The 17447-nt window shown below is 40.1% G+C and carries 13 protein-coding genes; 5 read left to right on the forward strand and 8 right to left on the reverse strand.

Annotation, left to right across the window (positions count from 1 at the left end):
- Nucleotides 1-22 precede the first annotated feature (22 nt).
- The 3 genes from GCU44_RS20605 to GCU44_RS20615 all read left to right on the forward strand — a co-directional run bounded on the left by GCU44_RS20605 (nt 23) and on the right by GCU44_RS20615 (nt 2302).
- A complete protein-coding gene (locus GCU44_RS20605) occupies nt 23-688 on the forward strand; it encodes a hypothetical protein (protein ID WP_154859222.1) in 666 nt (221 codons plus the stop codon).
- A complete protein-coding gene (locus tag GCU44_RS20610) occupies nt 685-1812 on the forward strand; it encodes a sensor histidine kinase (RefSeq protein WP_154859224.1) in 1128 nt (375 codons plus the stop codon). The genes GCU44_RS20605 and GCU44_RS20610 overlap by 4 nt, the downstream gene beginning before the upstream one ends.
- 154 nt (nt 1813-1966) lie before the next feature.
- Nucleotides 1967-2302 (forward strand): hypothetical protein, encoded by a 336-nt coding sequence (locus GCU44_RS20615; RefSeq protein WP_154859226.1) that lies wholly within the window; start codon nt 1967-1969, stop codon nt 2300-2302.
- 716 nt (nt 2303-3018) lie between these two features.
- Here the strand turns inward: GCU44_RS20615 and GCU44_RS20620 are convergent.
- Nucleotides 3019-7902 carry a DEAD/DEAH box helicase gene (locus tag GCU44_RS20620; RefSeq protein WP_154859228.1) on the reverse strand — a complete coding sequence of 1628 codons (4884 nt, stop codon included), beginning with the start codon at nt 7900-7902 and terminating at the stop codon, nt 3019-3021.
- 637 nt (nt 7903-8539) lie between these two features.
- On the opposite strand from GCU44_RS20620, the gene GCU44_RS20625 reads away from it, so the two are divergent.
- The gene (locus tag GCU44_RS20625; protein ID WP_154859230.1) at nt 8540-9223 is read left to right on the forward strand and encodes a hypothetical protein; all 684 of its coding nucleotides are present in this window, start codon (nt 8540-8542) and stop codon (nt 9221-9223) included.
- A gap of 60 nt (nt 9224-9283) precedes the next feature.
- Here the strand turns inward: GCU44_RS20625 and GCU44_RS20630 are convergent, their stop codons facing one another.
- The 7 genes from GCU44_RS20630 to GCU44_RS20660 form a co-directional block, all read right to left on the reverse strand.
- Complete coding sequence (locus GCU44_RS20630; RefSeq protein WP_154859232.1) at nt 9284-9799, reverse strand: terminase small subunit; 516 nt, start codon at nt 9797-9799, stop codon at nt 9284-9286.
- Nucleotides 9800-10147: 348 nt separating this feature from the next.
- On the reverse strand, nt 10148-10849 hold the full coding sequence (locus GCU44_RS20635) for a hypothetical protein (RefSeq protein WP_154859233.1): 702 nt from the start codon (nt 10847-10849) through the stop codon (nt 10148-10150).
- Nucleotides 10849-11367 (reverse strand): hypothetical protein, encoded by a 519-nt coding sequence (locus GCU44_RS20640; RefSeq protein ID WP_154859234.1) that lies wholly within the window; start codon nt 11365-11367, stop codon nt 10849-10851. Before GCU44_RS20640 ends, GCU44_RS20635 begins: the two co-directional genes overlap by 1 nt.
- 124 nt (nt 11368-11491) lie before the next feature.
- Nucleotides 11492-11962 carry a hypothetical protein gene (locus GCU44_RS20645; protein ID WP_154859235.1) on the reverse strand — a complete coding sequence of 157 codons (471 nt, stop codon included), beginning with the start codon at nt 11960-11962 and terminating at the stop codon, nt 11492-11494.
- Nucleotides 11959-12240, reverse strand: a complete 282-nt coding sequence (locus GCU44_RS20650) for a helix-turn-helix transcriptional regulator (RefSeq protein WP_154859236.1) — start codon at nt 12238-12240, stop codon at nt 11959-11961. Before GCU44_RS20650 ends, GCU44_RS20645 begins: the two co-directional genes overlap by 4 nt.
- Before the next feature lie 77 nt (nt 12241-12317).
- Nucleotides 12318-13163, reverse strand: a complete 846-nt coding sequence (locus GCU44_RS20655) for a hypothetical protein (protein WP_154859237.1) — start codon at nt 13161-13163, stop codon at nt 12318-12320.
- Between the two features lie 68 nt (nt 13164-13231).
- Entirely contained in the window at nt 13232-14560 is a 1329-nt protein-coding gene (locus tag GCU44_RS20660; protein WP_154859238.1) for a site-specific integrase, read from the reverse strand.
- A gap of 858 nt (nt 14561-15418) precedes the next feature.
- Between GCU44_RS20660 and GCU44_RS20665 the strand changes: the two genes are divergently transcribed.
- Nucleotides 15419-17350, forward strand: a complete 1932-nt coding sequence (locus tag GCU44_RS20665; RefSeq protein ID WP_241685049.1) for a DEAD/DEAH box helicase — start codon at nt 15419-15421, stop codon at nt 17348-17350.
- Nucleotides 17351-17447: the final 97 nt, after the last annotated feature.

Genomic DNA, 17447 nt, shown 5'->3' on the forward strand with positions numbered 1-17447 from the left:
TGGTTAATTAAACTATTCGATTATGTTTTATCACATTGGACAACCTAAGAACATATTGGACTTAAATCTGCCCCAACTGAAGCTACAAAGCGTCGAGCGAAAAGATGTTAAGATGGCACTAGTGGATGACGAGCCTTTCGAATATCTAGAGGACTTAAAATTTCACGGATTTAATATCGCCTATTTTCCTGATGTAGAGGCAATTGAGTCCCTTTTGGCATATGAGGTAGTTCTGTGTGATATAAAGGGGGTAGGTAAAAAGTTTAAAAGTAAATATGAAGGCGCTCATGTAATGAGAGAGCTAAACCTAAAATATCCTTTTAAAACGATTTTCGCGTTTACTGGCTACAGCTATGACCCTACATTTAATTCGTATTTGAGTGTTGTCGACAATGTACTCAAAAAGGACATTGATCAAGATGAATGGATCGAAGCTTTAGATTTGGCCATCAAACTTTCAACCGATCCGATCAAAAGATGGTATAAAATTAGAGACTTTCTGCTTTCCAGGGATGTAACGTTATTCAATTTAACAAAACTTGAAAATGAGTATGTAAGAATTCTCCTGAACAAAGAAGACATTTCAAACTTCCCGAGTAATCGTGCAACTAAAGGAATGCCTCAGGACTTACGATCTGTTCTTCAATCATTTACAGCCAGCTTGATCTTCAAACTTTTGATACCATGAGAGAACTGAATTTTAGTCCTGTTCCATTTCTTGTCAGTCCAACACAGATTCCTAAATCAGGAATCGTTTTCGATTTACCAAGATTCTGCTCGAATGTATTCAATAAGAAGTGTCAGGACCATTATATCGACCTTGTTGCATCAAAAAAATTAGGAGCAGTGCAATGTCCTTACGGCTTTGCTTCTGAAAAGATAAATGTCAACAATAAGGATTTCATTCTGACAGCACTTAATGTTGAAAAAATATCGGAAAGAAAGAAACTTCAAAGAAACATCCATAAAAAGGATTTCTCGCCAAGATTAAGCAAGGAAAGTTATAAACGAATTAAGGAGGAGTTTGCGAATTTTATTCAGATGAACTCAGACCTAACCAATACATTAAAGAATTTTTCTGAAGCACAATTCGACCTTAATGAGAATAAAGAATTGTTAGATAACACCTTTCATGAGCTCAGAAAACTCAATCAACAGTTGAAAAAACAAACTGAGACTCTAACCAAGGAAATCAACGCTTATAATCCGAACTATCAGCGAATAAAGTATCTAGGTCTAAATGTGTATTCTACATCTAGATTGATTTCTTCAAGGCTCAATACGTATGATTTTATTCTGAATCCGGATTTGGCTCTATCTAATGTTAAAAAGCCAACTCCATTATTTAAGAGATTTGAGAAAGTAATCCACTGTTTAAAAGTAGAATCAGAACACAGGGGGGTTAATCTTTACTTGAATGGCAATTCCTATAAAAGGATCAATGCTAATGAGGTAATCGAATTGCTACCCTTTCTCCTTATAGAAAATGCTCTTAAATATTCTCCAAAAAATGAAGCTGTGAATGTGAAATTTCTGGAATCTGAAGATCTCTTGCAAATAAGAATAAGAAATTGGGGTCCACGACCGGCAGATCAAGAAGTAAATTCTTTAACAGAGAGAGGTGTTCGAAGCTCAAACGCCGAAGATGTTGAATCTGGTTCGGGTCTTGGTCTGTTCCTTTCAAATTTCATTTGCGAAATGCATGGTATTGAAATGGAAATAAAAATCGGCAATGAGAGAAAATATTTGAATAATAAAGTGTACTCTGAATTTATTGTCGATTTAAGGTGTAAGGAACTAATTGACGAATAATAAACTCTCCACATCAAACACTGAAATGAATATGCGAACTGAGCCTTTTGAAAAATCAATGCGAACCAGAAACTTGGCTGCTTCTAGCAACTGGGGTGGCGCATACTCATTTTAGTTGGACGTTAGTATATATTTAAAAATCAAACTCTGACATATGCTCATTCCTAACTCCAACGACAATATTTACCCAAGCAACCAAGAAAATATAAGAGCTATCCTCGACTTTTATTTTCATCTCCCAGATGGGGACATTGACTTCTTATTTTCTCAAAAGGAATTAAAGATAAATCAAATAGAATTTATAGCAAGACAGGTCTCAACAAATATGGAATTCTTTAAACTAAAAGTACCTTATGGACTTACAATTTCAAATCTAATGAGCTACGGAATTGATGCCTTAGCCAAATCGGATCCTAGTAGACATGGGAGTAAAAACCGTCAAGAAATTGCGAAAGAATTTAGAGAAATAGTTTCTAGAAACCAAAACTGAAAAAAAACGTGCTACAATCGAGCAGCCCGATCTGAGCCAAATGGCTCATTTTCAATATCTAAAACTACAAATTGGACAGGACTCCTACCTGGCGATTCATTTGATTTTAGGTTGCAGTTCGAGGTCTTCGCTTTTACATTTAAAAGTCCAATGCTGCATTCTACTTTTTCGACGGAGGCTTGGGGCGACTAACAGGCGGCGGTATGGTTCTTCCTTTCTGTTCTTCGCCTGGGGAGGCCGGTCGAGTAGTCGGTGTTGGATTATTTTTTTTAGCCATGATGGTACGCGTTTATTCCAGTAAAAGTTAAAATGCAAAGAATACCTAGCCCGAGCAAAATAATTGAACTGAAATTCAATCGGGATATTATTTTGTTTCGGCTATCAATATTCTTTATCAAATTCAGCGTTGAGATATTTTCATCAATTTCCTGGACTGTTTTTTCATTGTACCGACTTGAAAGGTAATGCGAAATCAAATTCAGAAATAGCGTAGTCGCCAGAAAAAACCAACCCAACAAAACTACCCAAACAAAAACCGATTGGTCTAATGGGCTCAATTTGTCAATAAAGGTCACGGTAATGGCCAATGCTCCGGAGGAAATGAAGGTAATATATTTTTCAAAATCGTCATCACTTCTGCTTTTCTGTTCCAAAACAGCTTGCCGGTGCAAATTTCGTTCTTGAGAATCTCTTTTGGATCGACGCATTTGAATTGATTACGCTTTAAACTCCATTTTCGGCAACCCCTCCACAATCTCCACAGTCTTCACACTCACATTGATAATGCCGAGTAGTAGATCCAGAATGTAGCGTGGTTTACCGACTTCTTCTGCCCAATCATTGGGGTCGTTTTTGATGCCGCTGGCTTTGTCGATTTTTACCTGGTAGCGTTCCATGATCCATTCAATGGCGGATTTGCCGTTGACTACATATTCATAGGCTTTATCCGGTATGTTGAAAACCACAATTTTGCTGTTGTAAATGATGGTATCCTTTTGGCCTTTCTTCGGAAATCGCATTTTTTCAACCCGGAAAAAGCCTGAGCCATCTCCCGAAACTTCTACACCTTCATAAGACGGTACATCTTCATAATTGATATGCAAGTCGGCCAATGCCCGGCCGGCTTTGCTGAACTTCCAAAAATCCCGAACGTCTTCTACCAGAGGAATGCGGGGTAGCATTTTCTTTAAATCATTGGCAAAGGCGGTGCGGTAGTCCGGGCTGTGTAATATTCCGTAGACATAGTAGAAAATATCTTCTTTAACTACATTTTTTCCATATATCTTCTTTGCCCGCTCCAAGATAAAATCAGAAACCCCATCCCTGCGGATGTATTCGCTTTCTCCTGTGACATCAAACAGGCTCGGGCTGTTCTTTTGACGTTCTTCGTAGTAGTATAGGGGGAAGCATTGGGAATCACCATTAAAATGAAGGTTTGCAATTTGGTCAGTAATTAAAACTGCTAATCCTTTTGTAGACCCAACACAAGAAACGCAAATAACTAGGTTCGATATATTTGGTGATGGAAAGAGCTTTACATTTTGATAAAGCATGGCATTGAAGTCTCTATCGAAATACAGAAACTGCTTACAAAACGGTCGATAAGTGCTTTTATAAATTCTTTCTTTCTTGAATTGGATTTTCTTTCCTGCCTTAATTTGGTTGCGTAGACCTCTATCCCAGCTAATTTTGGTTTGTTCAGACTCAATGATGTCTTCTACAGTGATACTTGAATTAGCTGAATGTGCCTTTTGAAAATTCGTAAGTTGTGTATTATAATATTCAATTGAGCCATTCAAATTTATTGTAAGTTCTTTTTTCGAAAAGGAATAGCACCAAACATCTCTACTAGTATTTAAACCGAGAGAATGAAAAAGAAAGTACGACTTAGTATATGGATCAAATTTTTTATCAGCTGCGATTGGAATAAAAGTATCAAATACATCATTCCGCTGGTTCAGCCAATCGCCATGTTCATTAGGTTGCAAGGCTTTCCATTTCATTTCTGTATTCCCAACCGACTTGAATTTCTTCACAATCGCCAACTTTTGTTCCTGGCTTAGGTAGTCGCCAATATCATGGTAATGAATGGTTGCCTGATTATTATTGGCATTTGGTTTTTTCACCAAAAGCGTAATCGAAATAGGAGTTCGCGAACCGCCACCAAAAACGTTCCCCGCCTCTTTCTGCCTTAATTCTCCTTGAGTTCTTGCATTACCCCGAAGATTAAAAACCCAAATACTCGAAAATTCTGTTTCTAAGGCTTTACGGAAACCATCCATCCCATTGGCATCTAACCACCCTCCATTTGATACAAAACAAACAATACCCCCTTCTCTGGATAGCCTGTCTGAACTCCATCTAAATGCTTTGATATAAGCGTCATATAAAGCTTTTACAGACGTAGCGGCACTTCCTTTGGCATAGGTTTTCTCAATTCGTTTATCGAGTTCCTCGTATTTTAAATTCTTTGCAAAATCATTCTCAGATTTTTGCCCAACCGAATAAGGCGGATTACCCATAATCACCCGCAAAGGCGCTTTCTTTTGTCGGGCTACTCGTGCTGAGTTTTGCAGAAACATTTCGGAGAAAAGTTTTTGGCTTTCGTCTGTTTCACTCAATTGGAACGTATCAGTCAGTACTATGCCTTCAAAAGGTTCATATTGGCTCCCTTCGCCTTCGCTCAGGGTGCCAGCAAGTTGGTCGTGATAGGCATTTTCAATATTTACGGCAGCTATATAATAGGCCAGAAGCACAATTTCATTGGCATGCAGTTCGTGTTTGTATTTACGTGCAAGGTCTTTTCCATCTATTAATCCACTCTGAAGTAATCGGGTAATGAAGGTTCCCGTTCCGGTAAAGGGGTCGAGTATGTGAATGTTATCATCCGAAATGCTTCTGTCAAATTCCTTCTTCAATATGTCATTTACCGAGTGAATGATGAAATCTACCACCTCCACAGGTGTATAAACAATACCCAACTGTTCCACCATTTTCGGGAAAGCTGTTTTAAAGAACTTGTCATACAATTCAATGATGATACGTTGTTTGCCTTCAGCATTGTCAATGCCCTCTGCTCGTTTACGTACCGAATTGTAAAATTTCTGCAGGGTTTCCGATTCTTCGGCTACCGATTTACCTTCCAAGGCTTCCAGCATGCCCTGCATAGCATTGGAAACGGCATTGCTTTTTACAAAGGAATACCCTTCAAACAAAGCTTCAAAAATTGGTTTGGTAATGATGTGCTGCGCCAACATGTCAATCGCCTGCAATTCAGAAATGCTGGGATTGATGTTTTTCTGCAAGCCAGCCAGAAAATTGTCAAATGCCTTGCGTTGGTCGGTTTTGGTTTCAATGAGGTGTTTGATACGTTCAATTTGCCGGTCGGCAATAATCGCCACATCCTTTGCCCATTGTTCCCAGTATCTACGATCTCCGACTTTCTGAACCATGCGTGCAAATACCACCGATTGCAATTGTTCAAATTGTAAGGCCATTTGTCGGTTGATGTCTTTGGTAGTTTCATAAGCATCTGAATCTTCGTTCCAAGCTTGGGGGTTCCCGTCTTCATCAAATGAATATTCAGGCCGTCCAACCAGGATGTTGTTGGGCTTTTTCTTATTTAACTCAAGTTTGTTTACCGTAGCATTGAAGCGGTCATCATGTGCGCGAAGTGCATTCAGCACCGTCCAAACCACTTTGTAGCGTTCGTTGTCATCAAGTGCTTTGTCTGCTTCTACATCTGCAGGGACAACCACTGGTATGACAATGTATCCGTATTTTTTCCCAGGAGCCCTGCGCATCACCCGACCAACCGACTGCACAACATCCACCTGGGAGTTTCTTGCAGATAGGAACAATACAGAATCCAATCCTGGTACGTCTACCCCTTCACTGAGCACACGTACATTGGTAATGATGCGGCATTCATTGTCTTCGGTTTCTTCTTTTAGCCAGGCGAGCATTTGGTCGCGCTCCGGTGCAGCCATGGTGCCATCCATGTGTTTGGAGGCTACACTTACCATTTTTTCCTTTTTATCGGCAGGTAACGAACCTAAATAGGCATCTGTGGCCGTGTTGTACGTAGCGGTGATTTTTTTAGAAGTGGCAATATTGGCGCAGAAAGCGACTGCACGTTTCATGGGTTCAGGATCCGCTTCCCGGGTGCTGCCATCATCGCCCAAAAATTGTTTGCTAAGTGCATTGATGCAGCCTATCAGTTTGGATGCATCATCCGTGGTGATTTCTGTTTCCTTATCGGCAATCATGCGCTGTACAGCTGGAGGAACATCTTTATCATTCAGTGTCAGAATCAGGACCTTATAATCGGTCAGTAAATCCCTTTCTACAGCTTCACCAAACCCAATCCGATATATTTCTTCCCCATACAATGCCGGATCATCCATGGAGCATAAAATGGCTTCTGCCTGGGCTGCCTTGCTTTTGGTGTTGTCATCATACAGCCGAGGGGTAGCCGTCATGTATAAACGCTTTTTTGCCCTGATAAAATTGGCATCGTGTACCCTGGTAAATGCCGATTCATCTTCACCTGCCAAGGAAACACCAGTGGTTCTGTGGGCCTCATCACAAATGATGAGATCAAATTCAGGAAAGCCATTTTTAAGCAAGACCTGTTGGGCCCGGGCGATCACTTCAATTGATTGGTAGGTTGAAAACACCACCGTCATTCCCGGCCGTTCATTTTTCTTGATCTGTTCAAACTGATGAAGAATAAAATCTGAATTTGTAGATGCCGGAAAGGCCAGATCGACCACGCTAAAAGAATCTGTATCTTGGTTTTTGCTTTTTTGTTTGGTGATATCCGGATCTGAGCAGATGGCAATGGCATTGATGGGTTCGTTGGCATCTGCACTCCATTCCCGAAGCGTTTGGCCCAGTAGGGCAATGGAAGGGACCAGGAAAAGTATCAACCCTTTTCCGTCGGTTTCATGTTCAGCTATGCGTAGTGAAGTGAATGTTTTACCGGTACCGCATGCCATAATAAGCTTTCCCCGATCTTGCTGCTGAAAATGTGCATGGGCTTTTTCCAGGGCTTCTGTCTGGTGGGGACGAAGCGATTTTTTAGGGGTGCGGGCCTGCTCTCCATGAACGCCATTTTCGAGTTGTTCCCAATCCACGGGAGAATCCACCAAATTGAACAGGTTGATCCGAGTGACCGGAGGGTTTTGGTTCTTAATGGCCTGTTCTGCATTTGTCCCCCAGTTATTGGTTGTCGAAATCCAAAGCCGGTGAGCAAACCGGGTTGTTTGAAATTGTTCATTCTTGAATTCCCGGCTGGAGGTAGACAGAAAACTGTCCACTGCAGGCTTGTTAATGGTTGAATTCTCCTGAAAGCATTTGCATTGTACTGCCCAGTAATCCCCCTCATGGGTGAGAGCTACTAAATCAATCCCCGTGTCCCCGCCACCTAAATCAAGCTTTCCCGGAAATTCATTCCATAACCAGACGTTTTTAAATTTATATGCATACTGCGGATCAGTTCGTAAATAAGCTTGCATCAACCGTTCGAAACGGGCTCCTTTGTCTTGTTCTGAAAAAGCAATTTTTCTGTATTTGTCCAGGATTTTTTGAAAACTCATCGAATATAAAAAACGTTAGGGTTGCACGTTATTTTCCTTTCAAAGCAAAAAGGAAATTTAGGTTTTGATGCCAAGTCTAATTCAGGGTAATGATACAAAAAAAATGGGATAAATCGGAACGCTGCGGTACTACGCTTTTTTTACTGTAGGTTATCAAAATCCTCAAACAGCAAGATGAGGGCTTCAAAGTCGTAGATATGCCCCAAAAGCATTGAATCAGCTCTGAAGTGATTTACAGGCTTCGAAATGAATACTCAGGCATGGTTTACCAAACGGCAGATCGAGTGGTCACCTATGTAGTGGAAAAAGCCTTAGCGAAACGGATCATGAAGCCGTTCAATACAATCTTTCGAGAAGATGTGCTTGACGCCTATCTAAATGGTCCGATTACGCTGACCCAACGAATAGCCGATACAAGAAAAGTTGATTACAACAATCTGCATCCCTCCAGTTGCCAGGATATAGGATCATCACGATTGTGCGGCATGGCGCTTCCAGAGGAAAACCTAACAAAACGGGTAGGCAAAAAGCTGCCCACAAAGCAGTCTAAGAGACCATTTCGATCGGCATGGTAAAATTCAAAACAAAGGACTACATTTACAATCTTTCAAAATTCCCGTGATTTACCAATAGATTAATGACAAATTCAAAAAATGATATAAAAATATCAGCCCGGTTTGGTTTATTTCTATCTAATTCAAATCGATGGGTAGCTCTACTATTTATAATTTCATTGAATTTGCTTTTTCTTAACCATTTTGCTCCAAAAATTATTATTTCTGATTTTTGGTTTAAATTGTGGATGATTTCAGAAAATATAATTTATTCCCTAATCGCAGCAAGTATTTTCTATTTCTTTTTGGAGGTTTTACCAAAAGTTGAAGCTCAAAAAGAATTTTTCTTACACGCACATCTTATGCAGGAAAAATTGGTTGCCAATTTAATATTTTTGAAAGAAATACTTGATTCAGTCCCTGATAGTGATAATACTAAAAAAATCGAAGAAATAATTTACAATTCAGATGAAGAAATACCACATCCATTATTCCCGATTGGTGATTCAAACATTCTTTGTATTATAAAAGGCATAAATAAAACAGCTAAATATGAAGCTAAGCTTCTTCAAAAATTATACGGACATCTGCCAAAGAACATTACAGGGATTGCAATTGATGCGGTAATGGAAAGTATTGCCAAGAAATCGAAATTACCTACTAAAGGAGAAATATCAGAGATTAAGCTTGCAGTAGATTTACATCTTACCGTTCTTGCCTCAATTGAAGCCCAGATCATACGTTACGTTAGTTTGACAAAAAAATAAGTCTGTTACCACTATCATTTTTAAAATCTAGTTCAAGTAGTATTCCTTTACCTTTCCTCATCAGTTTCTCGAATAATAGTCATTTATTTGCGCAAAGAAATTTTCCTTTGCCGACGCGTTGGCCTCCTGATTGGGTTTTACCAACTCCCACAGCCGCTGGAGGGCTGCTAGTTTGTCGTGGAGCTGGACTTTTACTCCCCGGTCTGTTTTTTCCAGGTTTTTGATAGCAGGAGTTTTCTCGGGATCCATTTCCTGCAGTTCCTTTAGGCTCCAATCTGAATTGAATACATCGGTGATGTCAGAAAATGCAATGGCAGCCAGTTCCCGGAGTACACGTTCCTGGGTGATACCCAACTGCTCCATGATAGGTTTGGTTTTAAACCGAATGTAGTTCAAAATATCAGGTTTTTTCAGGTTTTCAAACCCTTGCTGACCGGCACATTTTTCTGAATAGCCGGCTTTCATCGCAGCATCGGTAGCATTTTTGGAAATGATGTAATGGTCTGCAAATTGGATTTCTCTATCAGTCAGTGTGACGGTTTCTTTTCCGATCTGTATTGTCTGTTTTTTTGCCATGACTTATGGGGTTAAATAGCGAATATTTTAATTTTTTAGTTACAGGTGTCCGGGATTTTTTAAGAAATGCCAATTAATTCTTTCTTTTTACTTCTATCGCTTAGTTGATGCGAAATGGAGCATGGAATGATGTCAGAAAAAAAACTAATCACCATCTTTGAATACCTTTCTTTAATACCTTTCTTTAGTAGCTTTCTAAAACACCTTACTAGAGAATCTTTCTATAGGTGCAAGTCATTTGTTGGGTAATTGTCGTGATTTTGTTATTTACAAGTGCCATTTTATCATTTTTTTACTTGTCCCTTACTATAGGTGTCAGTATGGTGTAACACTGGTGTTCTCATGATGTCACTGCCCATTTAGTGCCCGGATTACCCTTTCCCTGGCCTCCTTTTTCTTTATTTTTAAGTCTTTTTGTCGTTTGGATTTTCGCCTTTTTTCAACTTGCAATACCAGGTCGTCAAGCGTCATGGAGAACGAGAAATAAAATCCTCTGGTGTAATGGGCATAGTAGACCAATCCCCAGTTCAATTCCAATTCTTCAATGATTTTTGTTGTTTTCCACCGGGTGGTATATTCCTGCAATTTTTCTGGTAACTCCTTCTGCCAGTCCCTATTTTTAAATCTGACTGGAAAACCTGCCATCCTCGCAAACATGAAATTGTTATCGGCCTTTCCGTAGGGTTGGGGTAAATTGATTGATTTAAGGGCAAGGAAAGCAAGTAGACATACTTTCTCAAAATCCGATTTTTCATTATTTCGAAAATCCCAAAATATTTTAGTTCCTATCCCAACCATAGGAGGCCTTTCCGGAATGGAGTCCATAAGTTGCTCGCCTCGTTGTTTGATCGTTTTAATGGTAATATTGCAAACGGATAAATAATCAGCTGCATCTTTTATTCGATCGCCAATTTCTCCACTTTCATGAGATCGGGCACGATGGTAAATAGCATAGTGGAGAATATTGCGAAGACACCGCTCGCAATGAGCCTCGTCGATTAAGAAGCCGTGCAGCAATTGAATTGGGAAGTTGAAATATTTTTGCTCCATCACATTAATTGATCTATAGCCCTAAAAAACTCATGCAAAAAGCCGTCAAATGACCTGGCGATGATGTAAATGCCTCCTGCCTGTTCAATCCGCTTTTGGTACTGCTTCTGTGCATCGCTCTGCCGATCATTGCCAATTTTCACTTCCACTTTCACGGACAGGCCGAATACCGTTGCCGAGATATCCGCGGTTCCCTCCGTGGAGGTACCGCGAACCCATTCGACCGAACCAATCGACCGTCTTGCACCGGTGATTGGGTCCGTGTAGGTTTTGGTGTTATCTACCTGCCTACCCATGCTATTTATCCGTTCCGCAATGCCTCCCTGCAGCCGGAAGAACTGAATAATCGCCTGTGTTAACTCATTAGCTGTTCGGTCCTGGAATCGTTTTGGTTTGTTTCGCGCATATACGGGGATCAATGGTCTGTCCCGGTAGGTGAATTCATGCATTCTTTCTGACAATTGTTTTAAAGGCTGTTTGTCAGATTTTTTGTCCCAATTGATTTGATATTTTTTCATTTGTCACGTTTTCTTGTTAAGCCCATTTTTCGGCGTTTATAGCCATTAAGAGGATATTAAAGTAGATGATCGCCAAAACATCAATAAAAGCGTCCTGACTTACCTAAAGTATGCTCTGGGAAGGCTATGTTGGACCGGTATCAATAGACCTCAGAATTTCCAGAATTTTTCTGGTAATTCTGGCCTGTAAATCCGGTCCTGTGGGGCTCTCTGAATCCAGCACATACAATCGGAAGCAGTGTCCATCGGAGCAAAACCGAACCAAAATCAACCGTTTCAATGGCTTCCCTTTCTGAAATATGGGCATACCACCATAATGCCACCCTTGAAAGTAAGTAGGCTTCAATTCCGTAAAAACCCGGTAAATCCCATGCTGTCTGCGGGATGAGAGAAAGCAGGCGCCCTGCCCTTGCTTATCGTCTGAAAATTCGATCTGCAATTCATCCGCGAACACGGTGTGCGATACCGATAATACCTGCTCGGTAGGGTCTTGTCGAAACCAATGGCTGGTTTCGTATTTTCGGTAATACCTGGCCCATGGAGGGGTCTCCTTTGTTTTGGTACCGGCAAGGGAAGGAATAATTGAATGATTCATTTTCCCTTCTTTTTTCCGGTTTCCAATGCCTCCAATACCTTTTCCAGATCATACCGAACCACGGATCCTACCTGGATATAGGGAATTCGATTTTCTTTACGCCATTTGGCAAGCGTCGGTCGGGTGACATTGAGTTTTGCCAACAACTGGTCAGTGTCGACAATGATTCTTTCTTTTTTTTCTTTTCCTAATTCCTCTGGATGTTTAAGGTCAAGAAGGAGTCCTTCAATATTTGCCAATCTGGCATCAAGGACTGCGAAGGGGTTTTGAATACTCATTTCTGCAATTGATTTAGTTTGCAGAAATATTATTCGGTTTGTAAATGCGCAACCGGTTGGCACCGGTTGAAAAAAAATTATTCCTCTACTGAAAGCGAGGCTATTAAAGTTTTCATTTCTTCATTTGCCTTTTTTTTCTTTTCCTCTGGAAGTCGTTCAATGGCCCACCTGTAATCATTAATTCTATTTTTTTTTTGAATTTGGGATCTTAGCTCTGAACTGTTCTTGTATCGCCGTATTGGTTCTGTTATGATTGAGAATATATCAGCTAGTTTTTTACCGTTTTTGTAACCATATTCCGTGGCTATTTTGTCGAAATCGTGGTTGTACGGTTTTTCGTTTTTGAAATAGAGAAGAAGGGCAAGTTTCTTTGTTGAAGCACCATCTTTGTATTTCTTTTTTTGGATTATTGGTTCATTGGTTTTACCCTGCAAAAAATTATATTGGCCTTTCTTGTGATTCAAGAAACTTTCACGGAGCTTCTGAACGTCCTTGTGACTGAGTACAAAAATGTCTTGAATTTGTCGGAATGTTGAAAGCACCTCAGCATTGATCTGAGTTTGATTCAGCCCGTCAAACAGTATGGCATCTGATCCAATCTGGTTTCTGTTTACCACAGCATCTTGAAATTTAGGATTTTTAAAATACTCTACAATCAATCGAAACCCAGATTTCGTCAACCTATCAAATTCCTTCAGCCTATTTTCCTTTTTCGGGACCAAAGAATCCGTGAAAATTAAAATGACTCCATCGACAAAATTATGCCAATCTACTCGATTTCCTTTCCCTTCATTTGCTATCAGGTAGGCCATTTGCAAGAACATCTTTGGCTTCCCATTCAAAAAATCAACAAATGAATGAGAGGCGATTCTATGAACCCACATTGAGAGCCTTTCTGCAACAGGATTATCGTTATTTTTCATTTGCTATAACTGTTGGACTCCCATGAATATCCTCCTTGGGAGTAATAAAAAATTCCACCTTTTTTGTTTCAACCCGCTTTCAAAATATCCATTTTACCCCATACCCGTTCCATTTCGCTGATGCTATGGGTACGGCTCAGGTTCACATACCGTTTGAAACTGGCATAGGATTCATGACCAGACCACTTCATTACGGTTTCTACCGATGCACCACGCTCCAGGGACAGCGTACAGAACGTTTTTCTACCGGTGTGCGCAGATACAAGTTGATGCTTAGGGAATACCTGCTTTAGTTCTTCGGCTCCCCTAAATCGGACGATCTCAACGGGTTCATTTATTTTTGCCACCTCACATACCTCCTTGATATACTTCGATAGCTTTTGGTTGGAAATTTTAGGGAGCGGGTAGGCTAAATCGCTGTATTTTTCCAGTATTTCCATGGAAATCGGGTTTAGTGGGATTTCCCAGGGCTTGCTGCCTTTTTTCATCGTTAGCTGGATGGTATGGCCTTTGATATGTTCTCGCTTGAATTGAGCATAATCGGAATAGCGCATACTGGTCGCACAAAGGAAAATGAAAATATCCCGGGCTTTTATGTGCCTGCTGACTCCCTTCAAATCACATTCCTTCAATGCTTTGTATTCCGATTCCGAAAGGGTGATCACTTCTAATTTTTGACGTTTGATGGTAAAATCCCGGTAGGATTGATTCATTTCGATTCCATGCTTCCGGGCATACCCCAATAAGGTTTTCAGGGTACTCAGTTGTTTGGCAATGGTGATATTGTTCAGGGTTGTCCTTTTTTCGATTAGGAATGATTGGAATTCCTCAAAAAATGAAAGGCCAATCAAATCAAAAGTAATTCTTCGGCCGGACCAAGCTTCATATGCTTCCAGGTGATTTTTCAACTGCTTATACACGCCTAAACTCTTCTTAGCTCTGCTGGCCCGGTTGCGCTCCACATAGGTATCAATAAATTCAGCGACACCCGGAATTCTTTCAGTGGGTTTTTGAGGACCTTTTATTCCAGTAGCAGTATTGGAATTTTTGAATGCTGAATAAATATCTTCGATAGAATATTCCTTGTCAGCTAATCTGAATCCATCCTCAATAAAATCAAGTTGGGACTTAATTTTTATCAGGCGTGAATTGATACGATTAATATCCGATTCCATCAGAAACAATGTTGCACTTGCTCCTGCATGTTTTGAATACACTTTTTTGTTGAGGTAAATCGCTTTCTGATTCGATTTATCCCAATTGCAAGGTGGAATATTGATTTCTGTTGCGATACGCTTTCTCTTTTGAGAAACCGAAATCATGCAAGAGATAGGGACCAAGCCCTCCTGATTCATTTTGTCCTGTCGGGTTTCGAACCGAATTGTAAGTTTTGCCATCTTTTTCACAGTTTACAACAATGCAAGATACAAAAAAAATTACAATTGGGGTGTTAATTGGGGTGTTAATTTTTTTGATTTGGATTACGATCCATTCATCTTTATGATCTAAAATGCCTTCTAATTGTTTTTAAAATAGCTTTTTTAAGCAATATCAGTAAATACCTGTAAAATAGGTTCGAATCCCTCCTCCTCTGCTTTTAGTCAATCAAATGTTTCGAAAAGCCCCTAATTTTAGCGTTTAGGGGCTTTTTTTATTTTGTATCCCCCCAATCTTACTTACTATTTTCCTATTTTTTGCGGAATAATCGAGACCCATTCGTTTTTCCATCGAGACCTATTTTTGGATTGGTGATCTTTTTGGTGATTGTGGAAAATCACTGGTTTTGACATCATACGGAGTCTAATTTTGTGCTGTAGACCAAAGCACACTCTTATGGATTTAGGATCAGAAAAGGTATTTATAAGAATCCTTTGGAAAATAATAAATCCTGAGACTTCAGGGCTTCACCTAGTGACTCCTCACTAAAAAAAATACAGGTTTTATTAAACGCTCTGAACTCTCCAGGCATAGCACCGGAGCGGCGGGACTGGCTTTCCACTTACTTTGTTTCGGATAACGACCTTCGTGCGCAAGCCCATTTCACTCGTTGAAACAGTCAACTTTTTGACCTATATTCACAATCCCAGGTTCACACATCCAACATAAGTCGTGGCATACTAACAAAGCGTTAAAGGAAGGCGGTTAATTGACAGATATAAGGTGGTTATTTGGCACTTAAGCAGAATTTTTGGTCAAATAAGTTCGAAATGGATTCAATAACATTCCCGGTACCAACAAAATAAATAACGAAACAGATGAACCAATATTCAGAAAATGAAAAACTGAATCTGTTCAAAAGCCTCTTCAAAGGTAGGGAGGATGTCTTTGCTATACGTTGGGAAAAAGCTGCCCAGTCCGATGGAGGAAGGATTAAAAGCGGATATATGCCTGCATATCAGTATGACCCCTACATGTATAGGCTCCATAAAATGAAGGGGGGCTCCTTCAAAAACTACAAAGACAAAACCTACCTACCACTTACTGATCAGCAACTTCTAAAGCATTTCAATGGGGATAAATTAATTGGCATTTATCCATTGTTACAGGAAAATACATCCTGGTTTATCGCTGCAGATTTTGATAAAGAGAAATGGGCGGAGGAATGCCGTAAATTTCTCAATATTTGCAATGAACAGACTATTCCGGCTTATCTGGAACGATCCCGCTCCGGTAAAGGAGGTCATGTGTGGATATTTTTCGACAAGCCCTATCCTGCAAGTAAAAGTCGTAAAATTTTAATCTCACTTCTGGAACAGGCAGGTATCTTCTCTGTTTTTGACAAAAGTTCCAGCTTCGACAGACTTTTCCCCAATCAGGATTTCCTTACGGGAGAAAAGTTAGGCAATTTGATTGCATTGCCACTATATAAACCGACCATGGAAGAAGGTAACAGTTGTTTTGTAGATGAACAATTTAACCCATATCAGGATCAATGGGAATTTTTGTCGTCAATCCAGAGGGTGACTGTATCTCATCTTGATACGATCTTTCATTCACTCCACCCAAAGAACGATCATGTCCCAAACAACATCGATTCAGGTAAGCTGCATATACAACTCAACAATTTAATTCACCTTAATCGGTCAGGTATGACACCCAAACTGATCAATTTTCTAAAAGAGGAATTAAATTTTGCCAATTCGGAATATTTCATTAAAAAGAAAAGTGGCAGAAACACATGGGGAACCGAGCGGTATTTCCGGTTTGTAGAGGAAACAACGCATGAGATAATTCTTCCGAGAGGATTTATAGGTAGATTGATCCGGTACTGCAAACAGCAAAACATTGATTTCGAATTTCAGGATGAACGGAAGAAGCAGGATCCTGTTTTATTCACAACAAATTTCAGTCTAAAGTCACACCAGAAATCCGCAATTGAAGTTACCTCCCGCAAAGAATTTGGTGTCATTACCGCACCTCCAGGTTCCGGAAAAACAGTAATCGGGTTGAAGATAATTGCTGAAAAACAGCAACCTGCTCTGATCGTGGTGCATCGTAAACAGTTGCTGGAACAATGGGTTGAACGGATTCAGGGTTTTCTGGGCATACCGAAAAACGAGATTGGTAGGATAGGACAAGGAAATGCCAAAACCGGAAAAGCGATTACGGTAGCAATGATCCAGAGTTTGGGTAAGTATCTTGACAAACAGGAAACAGATGAATTTGCCCTGTCTTTCGGGATTATTATCGTTGATGAATGCCACCATATCCCAGCAGAAACATTCCGAAATACCATTTCAAACTTTCCGTCTTACTACCAATATGGGTTAACGGCAACTCCTTTTCGGAAAGGAAATGATGGCAAAATAATTTTTACCCATTTGGGCGACATCATTGCAGACATTAGACCGCAGGAAATTGAAAAATACAAGCAGGCAAAAATAATCGTAAGGGAAACGGCTTTAGATATTCCCTTCAATCCAAAAACAGATCCGTTTGAAAACCTATCAAAGGTATTGGTTCACGATTCTGCCAGAAACAAGTTGATACTTGGGGACATTAGCACTGAATTGAATAATGGGAAAAAGGCTGTTATCATTACAGAAAGAAAAGAGCATATTGATGCGCTTTATCAGTTACTGAAACAGTCTTTTGAAGTGGTGACACTTTCTGGGAAAGACTCGGAAAGCAACCGTAATGCAAAATGGCAAATACTCAACAGTGGAAATTACCAGGCACTAAGGTAGTGTTAGCTCAACTCTGTCTGGCTTCCCTTCGGGGGGCTAGCCCCCCGAAGGGAAAATTCACTATTTTTTTAGGACTCTGTCTTCAGATCCAGTTCCA

It is taken from the genome of Cyclobacterium xiamenense (genome assembly GCF_009467825.1).
GTDB classification, from domain to species: Bacteria; Bacteroidota; Bacteroidia; order Cytophagales; family Cyclobacteriaceae; genus Cyclobacterium; species Cyclobacterium xiamenense.

Excerpts from the sequence above, each read along its gene's own strand:
- GCU44_RS20605 (WP_154859222.1), top strand. The coding sequence starts at position 23 with ATGTTTTATCACATTGGACAACCTAAGAACATATTGGACTTAAATCTG.
- GCU44_RS20610 (WP_154859224.1), top strand. The coding sequence starts at position 685 with ATGAGAGAACTGAATTTTAGTCCTGTTCCATTTCTTGTCAGTCCAACA.
- GCU44_RS20615 (WP_154859226.1), top strand. The coding sequence starts at position 1,967 with ATGCTCATTCCTAACTCCAACGACAATATTTACCCAAGCAACCAAGAA.
- GCU44_RS20620 (WP_154859228.1), bottom strand. The coding sequence starts at position 7,902 with ATGAGTTTTCAAAAAATCCTGGACAAATACAGAAAAATTGCTTTTTCA.
- GCU44_RS20625 (WP_154859230.1), top strand. The coding sequence starts at position 8,540 with ATGACAAATTCAAAAAATGATATAAAAATATCAGCCCGGTTTGGTTTA.
- GCU44_RS20630 (WP_154859232.1), bottom strand. The coding sequence starts at position 9,799 with ATGGCAAAAAAACAGACAATACAGATCGGAAAAGAAACCGTCACACTG.
- GCU44_RS20635 (WP_154859233.1), bottom strand. The coding sequence starts at position 10,849 with ATGGAGCAAAAATATTTCAACTTCCCAATTCAATTGCTGCACGGCTTC.
- GCU44_RS20640 (WP_154859234.1), bottom strand. The coding sequence starts at position 11,367 with ATGAAAAAATATCAAATCAATTGGGACAAAAAATCTGACAAACAGCCT.
- GCU44_RS20645 (WP_154859235.1), bottom strand. The coding sequence starts at position 11,962 with ATGAATCATTCAATTATTCCTTCCCTTGCCGGTACCAAAACAAAGGAG.
- GCU44_RS20650 (WP_154859236.1), bottom strand. The coding sequence starts at position 12,240 with ATGAGTATTCAAAACCCCTTCGCAGTCCTTGATGCCAGATTGGCAAAT.
- GCU44_RS20655 (WP_154859237.1), bottom strand. The coding sequence starts at position 13,163 with ATGAAAAATAACGATAATCCTGTTGCAGAAAGGCTCTCAATGTGGGTT.
- GCU44_RS20660 (WP_154859238.1), bottom strand. The coding sequence starts at position 14,560 with ATGGCAAAACTTACAATTCGGTTCGAAACCCGACAGGACAAAATGAAT.
- GCU44_RS20665 (WP_241685049.1), top strand. The coding sequence starts at position 15,419 with ATGAACCAATATTCAGAAAATGAAAAACTGAATCTGTTCAAAAGCCTC.